This window comes from Nakamurella sp. (genome assembly GCF_048594475.1).
Classification (GTDB): domain Bacteria; phylum Actinomycetota; class Actinomycetes; order Mycobacteriales; family Nakamurellaceae; genus Nakamurella.
The window spans coordinates 1-9,438 of the sequence record NZ_JBMDXT010000400.1; the positions used below are offsets into that span (position 1 = coordinate 1).

The 9,438-nt window shown below is 74.0% G+C and carries 10 protein-coding genes; 6 read left to right on the forward strand and 4 right to left on the reverse strand.

The annotated features are described in order from the left end of the window. The first annotated feature begins 713 nt into the window (after positions 1-713). Positions 714-1,106 carry a F0F1 ATP synthase subunit epsilon gene (locus tag ACOJUF_RS17895; protein WP_420123174.1) on the forward strand — a complete coding sequence of 131 codons (393 nt, stop codon included), beginning with the start codon at positions 714-716 and terminating at the stop codon, positions 1,104-1,106. Positions 1,107-1,131: 25 nt separating this feature from the next. After that, positions 1,132-1,596, forward strand: coding sequence for a DUF2550 domain-containing protein (locus tag ACOJUF_RS17900; protein WP_420123175.1), 465 nt, complete (start codon positions 1,132-1,134; stop codon positions 1,594-1,596). Positions 1,597-1,641: 45 nt separating this feature from the next. Here the strand turns inward: ACOJUF_RS17900 and ACOJUF_RS17905 are convergent, their stop codons facing one another. Continuing rightward, the gene (locus tag ACOJUF_RS17905; protein ID WP_420123176.1) at positions 1,642-2,223 is read right to left on the reverse strand and encodes a cob(I)yrinic acid a,c-diamide adenosyltransferase; all 582 of its coding nucleotides are present in this window, start codon (positions 2,221-2,223) and stop codon (positions 1,642-1,644) included. A 91-nt stretch (positions 2,224-2,314) separates the two neighbouring features. Between ACOJUF_RS17905 and murA the strand changes: the two genes are divergently transcribed. The 3 genes from murA to ACOJUF_RS17920 all read left to right on the forward strand — a co-directional run bounded on the left by murA (position 2,315) and on the right by ACOJUF_RS17920 (position 4,950). Beyond that, complete coding sequence (gene murA, locus ACOJUF_RS17910) at positions 2,315-3,580, forward strand: UDP-N-acetylglucosamine 1-carboxyvinyltransferase (RefSeq protein WP_420123177.1); 1,266 nt, start codon at positions 2,315-2,317, stop codon at positions 3,578-3,580. Positions 3,581-3,759: 179 nt separating this feature from the next. Further along, positions 3,760-4,566, forward strand: coding sequence for an endonuclease NucS (nucS, locus tag ACOJUF_RS17915; RefSeq protein WP_420123178.1), 807 nt, complete (start codon positions 3,760-3,762; stop codon positions 4,564-4,566). Between the two features lie 153 nt (positions 4,567-4,719). After that, a complete protein-coding gene (locus ACOJUF_RS17920) occupies positions 4,720-4,950 on the forward strand; it encodes a DUF3107 domain-containing protein (protein WP_420123179.1) in 231 nt (76 codons plus the stop codon). Here the strand turns inward: ACOJUF_RS17920 and ACOJUF_RS17925 are convergent. From ACOJUF_RS17925 to ACOJUF_RS17935, 3 genes are all read right to left on the reverse strand, one after another. Next, entirely contained in the window at positions 4,938-5,645 is a 708-nt protein-coding gene (locus ACOJUF_RS17925; protein ID WP_420123180.1) for a TetR/AcrR family transcriptional regulator, read from the reverse strand. The genes ACOJUF_RS17920 and ACOJUF_RS17925 overlap by 13 nt on opposite strands. An 87-nt stretch (positions 5,646-5,732) precedes the next feature. After that, the gene (locus ACOJUF_RS17930) at positions 5,733-7,373 is read right to left on the reverse strand and encodes an alpha/beta hydrolase (protein WP_420123181.1); all 1,641 of its coding nucleotides are present in this window, start codon (positions 7,371-7,373) and stop codon (positions 5,733-5,735) included. A gap of 49 nt (positions 7,374-7,422) precedes the next feature. Beyond that, positions 7,423-7,719 carry a hypothetical protein gene (locus ACOJUF_RS17935; protein WP_420123182.1) on the reverse strand — a complete coding sequence of 99 codons (297 nt, stop codon included), beginning with the start codon at positions 7,717-7,719 and terminating at the stop codon, positions 7,423-7,425. 191 nt (positions 7,720-7,910) lie between these two features. On the opposite strand from ACOJUF_RS17935, the gene ACOJUF_RS17940 reads away from it, so the two are divergent. Continuing rightward, positions 7,911-8,990, forward strand: a complete 1,080-nt coding sequence (locus tag ACOJUF_RS17940) for an alpha/beta fold hydrolase (RefSeq protein WP_420123183.1) — start codon at positions 7,911-7,913, stop codon at positions 8,988-8,990. Positions 8,991-9,438: the final 448 nt, after the last annotated feature.

The window sequence follows — 9,438 nt, forward strand, 5'->3', positions numbered from 1 at the left end:
GCTGCCCACGGCCAAGACGCTGTAGGCCCCCGCGTCCTCGCCGGCGGTCACCCCGGCCCCGGGGTGGGCCGCCGTCGCGCATTCCGGGATCGGTGGCCGGGAGCCGGCCGTCGTCATCGGCGCGCGGCCGGGTGCGGGGCGCGACCCGGCGGGGTGCGAGAGTCGCAGCCGGGCCGGGTGCGCCCCGGCCCGGCTGCGCGGGCGGCCGGCCTGAGCCGGCGGGAATCGGGGCGATCACGCCGACGACGTGCGCGATCCGCCAGGTCTCTGCGAGACGCCGCGGGAGCCGGTCGGAGCGGGCCGCACGGCGCCTTCCCCGCCTATCTCGCCGATCTCGACCGATGCGTCCGGGTCGGTGGCCGGGACCGGCCACCACGACCTCCGAGGTCCGGACGCCGGGGAACGGCGCCGGCCCGCGGCGGGCGGCCCCGGCGTGGGTGTCCGGTTCACCCGGTCGTGCGGTGGTCATGGCCGCAGACGGTACGGGTCGCGCCGGCGGCGAACCGGGGTTATCCACAATGCGCTGGTCGAGCCGGTGGCGGGGGAGTGATCGGCCGGTTGTGGGGAACGTCGCTCCGGACGCGACGGGCCGGTCCGGTCGGTTAGACTTCTCGGGTCCGGTCCTTGGTGGCCGGCTTCATGCACCCCGAAGGCTTGCCTCGGGGCCATGACGTCGAGCGGGTACAGCAGATCGAGCGGAAGGCCGTGCGTTCGTGGCAGAGATTCAGGTCCATCTGGTCGCCGTCGAGCGCGAGTTGTGGTCGGGCAAGGCCCAGCTCGTCGTCGCCCGGACCGTCGACGGCGACATCGGCGTGATGGCCGGACATTCCCCGCTGCTGGCGCAGTTGCGGGAGGGCTACGCGGCCCGGATCGTCGAGCCGAGCGGCAACGTCCTCGGTGTCGCCGTCCACGGCGGCTTCCTGTCGGTGACGAACGAGGGCGTCTCGATCCTGGCCGAGGACGCTCAGCTGTCCGACGAGATCGACGTGACGAAGGCGCGCGCGGCCTACGAGCGGGCCAGGTCCAGTGGCGGCGACTCGGCGGACACCGAGGCGGAACTGCGCCGGGCCCAAGCCCAGTTGCTTGCCACCGGCAACGAGATCTGACCGGCGTCGATCCGGCACGACCGAGATGGATTTTGCCTCGCTGGCCCAGTTACTTGGTCTGGCGGTGCTGGTTGTCGTCATCCTGTCCATCTCCGTCATCGCTTTGCGACGCTCCGTACTCATCCGGTCCGGCGCGATCGACGTCAGCTGGCGGTCGAACCTCCGCTCGGACGGCAACGGCTGGATCCTGGGCCAGGGCCGCTACCGCGGCACGGAGCTGCTGCTCTACCGGGCGTTCTCCCCGCTGCCCGGCGCGGCTCGCCGCGTGCGCCGGGAGTCGCTGACCCTGGGATCGCGCCGGCCGGCCGTGGGCACCGAGCCCGACCTGCTCCCGGTCAACGCGGTGATCGTGCGATGTACCGACGGCGGTCAGGAGGTGGAGCTGGCCCTGTCCGAGGAGGCCCTGACCGGTCTGCGGTCCTGGCTCGAATCCGTCCCGCCGGCGACCCGCTCGGTCCGCCTGTTCCATCGGGGCGTCCGCAAGTCCTGACCGCCCGCGGCGCGGTCGCGCCATCGCGCGCGACGCCGGCCGGTGCTATCCGCGCTGGCCGCCGGGCACCCACAGCACGTCACCGTCCGGATTGGCTACCCGGCCCAGGATGAACAGCAGGTCCGACAAGCGGTTGAGATAGGCCGCGGCGAGCGGGTTGCTGCCGTCCGGATCCACCTCGCGCAGGGCCCACGCGCTGCGTTCGGCCCGGCGGGCCACGGTCCGGGCGACGTGCAGCAGGGCGGCGGCTGCGGTCCCGCCCGGCAGGATGAACGAGTCCAGCGGCCGCAGGTCGGCGTTGAAGGTGTCGCAATCGGTCTCGAGGCGGTCGATGTAGTCCTGGGTGATCCGCAGCTCGTGCGGCGCCGCCGGCCGGTCCGCGTGGATCGGCGTCGCCAGGTCGGCCCCGAGATCGAACAGCTCGTTCTGCACGCGGCGGATCACCGACCGGACCTCATCGGCGGGGGCGCCGAGGGCCAGGACCACACCGAGCGCGGCATTCGTCTCGTCGCAGTCCGCGTAGGCCACCAGCCGCGGGTCCGTCTTGCGGACCCGGCTGAAGTCCGCCAGACCCGTCGTGCCGTCGTCACCCGTCCGGGTGTAGATGCGGGTGAGGTGCACGGCCATGGGTCCACACTACGGCGACCGGGGCGGGCGCCCGCGCCGCGGTCGGCGCAGATGTCGATGCGACCCGCGCGACCCGGCTACAGTGCCTGGCGTGGAACGCTTCCTGGTCACCGGAGGATCGCGCCTGGCCGGCACGGTCCGGGTCGCCGGTGCCAAGAACAGCGTGCTCAAGCTGATGGCCGCCGCGCTGCTGGCCGAGGGGACCACCGAGATCTCCAACTGCCCGGCGATCCTTGACGTCCCGCTGATGGCCGACGTGCTGCGGGGGCTGGGCGCGCAGGTGGTGCAGGACGGTGACACCGTCGCCATCACCACTCCGGCCGATCTGTCCTTCCAGGCCGACTTCCCCGCGGTCGGGCGGTTGCGGGCATCGGTGTGCGTGCTCGGCCCGCTGATGGGCCGCTGCCGCCGGGCGCAGGTCGCGCTGCCCGGTGGCGACGCCATCGGATCCCGCCCGCTGGACATGCACCAGTCGGGGCTGCGGGCGCTCGGCGCCACGATGGGCATCGAGCACGGGAAGGTCGTCGGGTCGGCCACCGAGCTGACCGGCGCGGTCATCGGGCTGGACTTCCCGAGCGTCGGTGCGACCGAGAACATCCTGATGGCGGCCGTGCTGGCCCGCGGCACGACCGTCATCGACAACGCCGCCCGAGAACCCGAGATCATCGACCTGGCCCAGCTGCTGGTGCAGATGGGCGCCCGGATCGAGGGTGCGGGCACGGCCACCATCACCATCGAGGGTGTCGACGAGCTGCACCCGACCAGCCACCGGACCGTGGGGGACCGGGTCGTCGGCGGCACCTGGGCGTACGCGGCGGCCATCACCCGCGGCTCCGTCCGGGTCGAGGGTGTCGATCCGGCCTTCCTGACCGCCCCGCTGGAGCGGCTGGCCAGCGCGGGGGGCGAGATCGAGACCGAGCCCGACGCGGTCACCGTGACCATGAACGATCGGGCCAGGGCCGTCGACTTCATCACGATGCCCTATCCCGGGTTCCCGACCGACCTGCAGCCGATGGCGTTGGCCCTGGCCGCCGTCGCCGACGGGCACTCGCTGATCACCGAGAACGTCTTCGAGGCGCGCTTCCGGTTCGTGGACGAGCTGATCCGGATGGGGGCCGACGCCCGCACCGACGGCCACCACGCGTCGCTGCGCGGCCGTGACCAGCTCTCCAGCGCGCCGGTCTGGGCGACCGACATCCGCGCCGGGGCCGGGCTGGTGCTGGCCGGCTTGGCCGCCGACGGCGTGACCGAGGTGCACGAGGTGTTCCACATCGACCGCGGTTACCCGCATTTCGTCGAGGACATGCAGAAGCTCGGCGGCGGCATCGAACGGGTCGACACCCCCGCCACCGGCTGACGCGGACTCGCGCCGGCGGCCTCGCCCGGTCGGGTGCGGTGCGGGTGGCGGTCTCGTCCGGTCGGGTGCGGTGCGGGTGGCGATCTCGTCCGGTCGGGTGCGGTGCGGGTGGCGATCTCGCCCGCTCGGCGTCGGTGCCGGTGGCGGCCTCGCCCGCTCGGCCGACTAGGGTGTGCCGGGTGCGTCTGGTGGTGGCCCGTTGCTCGGTTGATTACGTCGGTCGGTTGACGGCCCATCTGGACCCGGCGGTCCGGCTGCTGATGGTGAAAGCTGACGGGTCCGTGCTCGTCCACGCCGACGGCGGTTCGTACAAGCCGCTGAACTGGATGTCGCCGCCGTGCCGGCTGTCCGAAAGCGACGGCCGCTGGACGGTCGAGAACAAGGCCGGGGAGCGGCTGCTCATCACGCTCGACGAGGTCCTGCACGACTCCTGGCACGACCTGGGGGCCGATCCCGGTCTGGTGAAGGACGGTGTCGAGGCGCACCTGCAGGTCCTGCTGGCCGAGCATGTCGGCACCCTCGGGGCCGGCTGGACGCTGGTGCGCCGCGAGTACCCGACCCCCATCGGTCCGGTGGACCTGATGTGCCGCGACGGCGGAGCGCCGGTGGAGGTGGTCGCGGACGGCGACCGGCCGGTTCCGGACGGGGGTTCCGGCGTCGGGCCGGACGCAGAACCCGACGCGGCGGTCGAGGTGGGGCCGGACGGACCGCCGGTCGTGATCGCCGGGGCGGGCGCGGTGTCCGGGCGACCTGGGTACGTGGCCGTCGAGATCAAGCGGCGCGCCACCATCGACGCGGTCGAGCAGCTGACCCGCTATCTGGAGTACCTGAATCGGGATCCGCTGCTGGCCCCGGTCTCAGGCGTCCTGGCCGCGCAGAGCATCGCGCCGCAGGCGCGGACCCTGGCGCAGACGCGAGGGATCCGGTGCGTCGTCCTGGACTACGACGAGCTGCGCGGCATCGAGGTCGACGGCACGCTGTTCTGAGCACCGCGCCGGCGCCCGCCGCCCTGTTCGCGGTCGGCGGACGGGGGCCGCCCGGAACCGGGGGACACCTGCACTAGCCTGAAACGGGCCCGACAGCGGGACACGTCCGGGTGCGGGCGGCAGGATCGTCGCGAACAGCGTTGGAGGATTTGCGTGGACGTCAAGATCGGTGTCACGGACACCGGGCGCGAGCTGGTGGTCAGTTCGGCTTCCGAACCCGACGAGATCGAGACGCAGGTCGGCGAGGCGTTGAAGGATCCGCAGGGCACCCTGGTGCTGGTCGACGAGAAGGGCCGCCGGGTCATCGTGCCCTCCGCCCGCATCGGGTACGTCGAGATCGCGCCGGCCGACAGCCGCCGGGTCGGGTTCAGCTACTCGCCGTGATTCGCGGGCCCCGGCGCGAGGTGTTCGGGCCGGGGCCGCAGCACGGTGTGATCGACCGCGGTGTCCACCTGGTGGTCGGCCGGCGGTTGGTCGTGCCGGGGGAACCGGGAGATGCCCCGCCACATCAGCGTGGAGAGCAGTTCGACCGCCTCCCATCGGGAGACGTGCGGTGACTGCTGGATCCAGTAGCGCGCGCTGACCTGGGACAGCCCGACCATCCCGGACGCGAGCAGGCGGGCCCGCTCGACGTCCACCCCGGTGTCGGTGGTGATGGTCTCGGTGATCGCCGAGATGCACTTGTCGAAGGCGCATTCCACGATCGTCTCGACCTCGGGCTGGCCGCGCAGGTCGGATTCGAAGATCAGCCGGTAGGCCTGACCGTTGTCGGCCACGAAGCTGAAATAGGCGGCGACCGCGTTGTCCACCCGCTCGTGGTTGTCGTCCGAAGCGCGGAGCGCCCCGCGCACCAACCGCACCATCTCGTCCGCCGACTCGCCCAGCAACGCCAGGTAGAGCTCAAGCTTGGACGGGAAGTGCTGGTAGAGAACGGGTTTGCTCACGCCCGCGGCCACCGCGATCTCGTCCATGGCGGCCGCGTGGTAGCCCTGACTGACGAACACTTCCTTCGCGGCGGCCAGCAGTTGCGCCCGGCGGGCGGACTTGCTCAGCCGCGGCGTCACCCGCGCGTCGGTCATGGCTGTCCGCGTCCTCCTCACCGGTTCGCGCTCACCCTACGCGGACGATGCCCGGACCGACGCCGCCGGACGGTCCGCCGGCGGTCCTCAACGGCCGGGGCGGATCGGCACCTTGTCGTACTGCCCGCTGGTGATCGCGGCCACGGCGTCCAGCGAGGCCCCGTCGAGATAGTTGCCGCCGTTGTGGTGCAGGTGCAGCGCCGCGAGGTCGTTGGCCAGGCCGTCGGTCAGGCCGCCGAGCGGTCCGCCCAGATGGAACTCCACGTCGGGCCGGTTCGACCCGACGTCGACGACCCTCGCGCCGAACTCGGCCGCGGCCGGGTCGGGTCCGAACGGTGTCGGTTGGACCAGATGGATCCCCGGCGTCAGCCCCGCCAGGCTGTCGGCCGCCATGTCGGTGATCCCGGTGGTGATCGGATCGTTGTCGAAGCTGATGACCCACACGTGGTCGGGGCCCAGGCCGGGGTAGTCGTGGGCCGATCCGACCTCGACGCTGGCCCCGGGCGACCCGGCCAGGATGAGGTCGTCGAACCCGGCGCCGTTCGCCTCCGCCGCGGAGACCACGGTCGACCCCATGGAATGGCCGTACCCGACGAAGCGGGCCCCGGGGGGCGCGAGGGCGCGGAAGCCGGCCAGATCGTCCACGAGCTGGCGGGCACCGACCCGCGCATAGACGTCGTTGCCCGCCGCGGTGACGTTCGCCAGCGTCGACAGCGCGGTCATCCGGGTCCCCCCGTCGACCGCCAACGGCGCCTCGTACCCGTACCAGGCGACCACCGCCGTCCGGCCGCCCGGCGCCGACCCGGCAATGTGATCGGCGAGGGTGATGGCGTCGTGCACGCCGTCGCCCATCTCGACCAGAGAGCTGGACACTCCGGGCGCCATGGTGACCACGGTGTCGGCCGTGGTGATGTCGCCGACGGCGATCGCGGCGCGACCCTGGCTGGTCGGCCCGGCGGGCTCGTAGATCAGCAGCTGGGCGGTCCCGTCCGCCGCGGCCCGGTCCAGCGCGGCCCGCACGCCCTGGGCCGCACTCCGGACGGCCTCGTCGTCCGACTCGAGGTCGCTGGCCAGCCGTTGGAGGTTGGCCTGCTCGACCGGCAGCACCGTCGGGGTCCCCGGCGTGGTGGTCGCGCCCGGGAAGGCGGCGGGCATGATCGCGATCAGCCCGTCGACCGCCTGTGCGGGATCGGTGTCCAGTGCGGCGACCAGCGCCTGCAGGCTCGTGTCGTTGCGCCGGCCGAGCCCGCGCACCGCCTCGGCCAGGCTGCCGACCACGGCCGCGACCGCCGGCAGCCGGCCGTTGGCGCTCGCCCAGGCCAGCAGATCCTGGCCCGGTGGCCAACCGGTCGAGCGCAGACCGTCCGCGGCGCGGGCGAGCTCGCCCGGCGCCGCCGACCGGGTCGACTCCAGGGTGCCGATGGTGTCCTGGGCCGCGGCGAGGTGGCGATCGACCGTGTCCCGCGCGGCGAGCCCGGCCTCGTGATGGCGCCGGACCGCGTCCCGCGGTGCGGCAGCCGACCAGGCCTGCGCGGTCACCGGCAGGGCCGAGCCGAGGTGGTCGCTGCCGTCCGCCAGCCTCCGGCGCACTCCGGCCGCGGCGTCCCGCCAGGCGCGTAGCGCGCCCACGTCGACGCCGGTGAGCGCGTCGACCGCGGCCACCGGATCGTCGTGACCGAGCTGTCGGGCCGCGGTGACGATGGCCGAGCGGGCCAGCACGTCCGTCATCGCCGGACCCCGTTCGGCCCGCCGACGGCACGGTGACGGCCCACCGGGCTCATCGGAAGGTTCCGATCACCGATTCGGTCACCTCGAACGCGGTGGCGGTGGTCTGCATCGCGCCGGACATCGTGCGGCTGCGCTCGGCCAGCCCGCGGGCGGCGTCCGTGGCCCGCTGCAGGCTCCGGGCGGTCGCGGCCACGGCGGCCCGGGCCGGGCCCGACGATCCCAGCGCCGCGCCGGCCGGGCCGGCCGCGGCGGGCGGCCCACCGTCGAACACGGATGCGGCCTCCGCCACGATCGCCGCCGCCCGCCGCATCGTCGTGCAGTCGACCGTCAGGTCCTGTCCAGCCACCATGCCTCCCGACCCCGATCCCGATCCCGATCCCGATCACCGGGCCAACCCTGCCGCCGGGCGGGGCCGGGCGGAGCGGTCGGGGACCGAATGTGGACGGAAACCGGACATGGGGACTAACCACGGGCGGGGTCGGGTCATCGCACTCGAGCCGCGTTGGCCGGGGGCCGCGCGCGGGGCACCATGGTGCGGTGACCACCACTGCGTCCTGGCAGGCGCCCGGCCCGGCCCCGCGTGACGAGCTGGCCGCCTGGACCACCGCCGAGGTGGTCGAGGACGACCTCGGCGAGGTGCCGCCGTTGTCCCGCCCGGGCCCGGCGGGGCGCACGCACCTGGTGTTCGGCGCCGGGGTCAATGTCCGCACGCATCCCGGCCCCGAGGAGGCCACCCCCGCGGTGTACGTGCACGGGCTGGGCGGTGCATCGACCGACTGGACCAGGCTCGCGGCCATCCTGGCGCCGCACGCGACCGGCCACAGCCTCGACCTGCCCGGCAGCGGGCGGTCGGACCCCCCGCCGGCCGGTCGCTATTCGCCCGCGGTCGACGCGCGGGTCGTCGCGGGAACCATCGAGCAGGTGGCCTTCGGTCCGGTCCACCTCGTCGGTAACTCCTACGGAGGCATCGTCGTCACCCACGTGGCGGCCGGTTGGCCGCACCTCGTGCGGTCGTTGACCGTGCTGGCGCCCGCGGTGCCGGATCTGCGGCTGATCGCGGATCGGGGCGCCGACCCACGGCTGGGCGTCCTGCTCCTGCCGGGAACCGGAACGGTGGCCCACCGGCGCCTGGCGGCAATCCCGCCGCTGATCCGGGCCCGCGGGATGGGGGAGCTGTGTTTCGGCCGGCCCGAGGTGGTGACGGACCAGGACTACGCGCTCGCAGCCCGGGAGCACGCCTGGCGCGCCCGGCTGCCCTGGGTCTTCGAGGCGACGGTGGGCACCCTCCGCGGACTGATGGGGGGATACCTCCGGCCCGGGCCGGACTCCTTCGCCGCCCTGGCCGCCCGTGTCCGGGTGCCCACGCTGGTCGTCTGGGGCACCCGGGATCGACTGGTCGACGTGCGGCTGTCCCGGCGGACGGCGGCCGCCTATCCCGACGCCCGGCTGCTGGTTCTGGCCGGCTGCGGGCATGTCGCGCAGATGGAGGAACCGGCGGCGACCGCCCGCGGAATGCTGGCGCTGTGGCGCGATGTCGACGCAGCGGGCGAGCCGAGGGCGTCCGCCGACCCGGGCGCGCCGCCACGGCTGGTCCGGACGCCTGTGGGACTCTCCTAACGTGACGTGGGACTCCGGCGGATACCGCCGGCCGGGTGCTGGTGACGGCCGAGATCCGGCCGACCCCCGATCGGCCCGGCGAGCGGCCGACTCCCGTGGTCAGCAGGGCGGGTCATCGAGCCGGTCGAACCGGAGCACCCCGCGGACGCCGTCCGGCCAGGATTCGGGCCGCAGCGGTTCGGGTCGAGCGGCGGAGGACTCCGGATCCTGGGAGGTCCCGCGCTCGGGTCGCGGCCAGCCGTCACCCCTGTCCCGATCGTCCCTGTGGGACGACCAGGACTCGCCGTCGATCCACGCCGAGGCTCACCCGCGCGAGCGTCCGCGCCCGGCGGCCGACCCCCGAGCCCGCCCCGCCCGGGGCGGCACCGCTGGCGGCGGGCCGCGCGATCGGAGCACCCAGCGCGACAAGCCGACGCCCGCGCGGGGGTCGGCGGCGCGCCGGCCGTCC

What these genes read in the sequence shown, in the direction of transcription:
- ACOJUF_RS17900 (WP_420123175.1), top strand. Translation starts at nt 1,132, where the DNA reads ATGGATTTTGCCTCGCTGGCCCAGTTACTTGGTCTGGCGGTGCTGGTT.
- ACOJUF_RS17930 (WP_420123181.1), bottom strand. Translation starts at nt 7,373, where the DNA reads ATGACGGACGTGCTGGCCCGCTCGGCCATCGTCACCGCGGCCCGACAG.
- ACOJUF_RS17925 (WP_420123180.1), bottom strand. Translation starts at nt 5,645, where the DNA reads ATGACCGACGCGCGGGTGACGCCGCGGCTGAGCAAGTCCGCCCGCCGG.
- ACOJUF_RS17905 (WP_420123176.1), bottom strand. Translation starts at nt 2,223, where the DNA reads ATGGCCGTGCACCTCACCCGCATCTACACCCGGACGGGTGACGACGGC.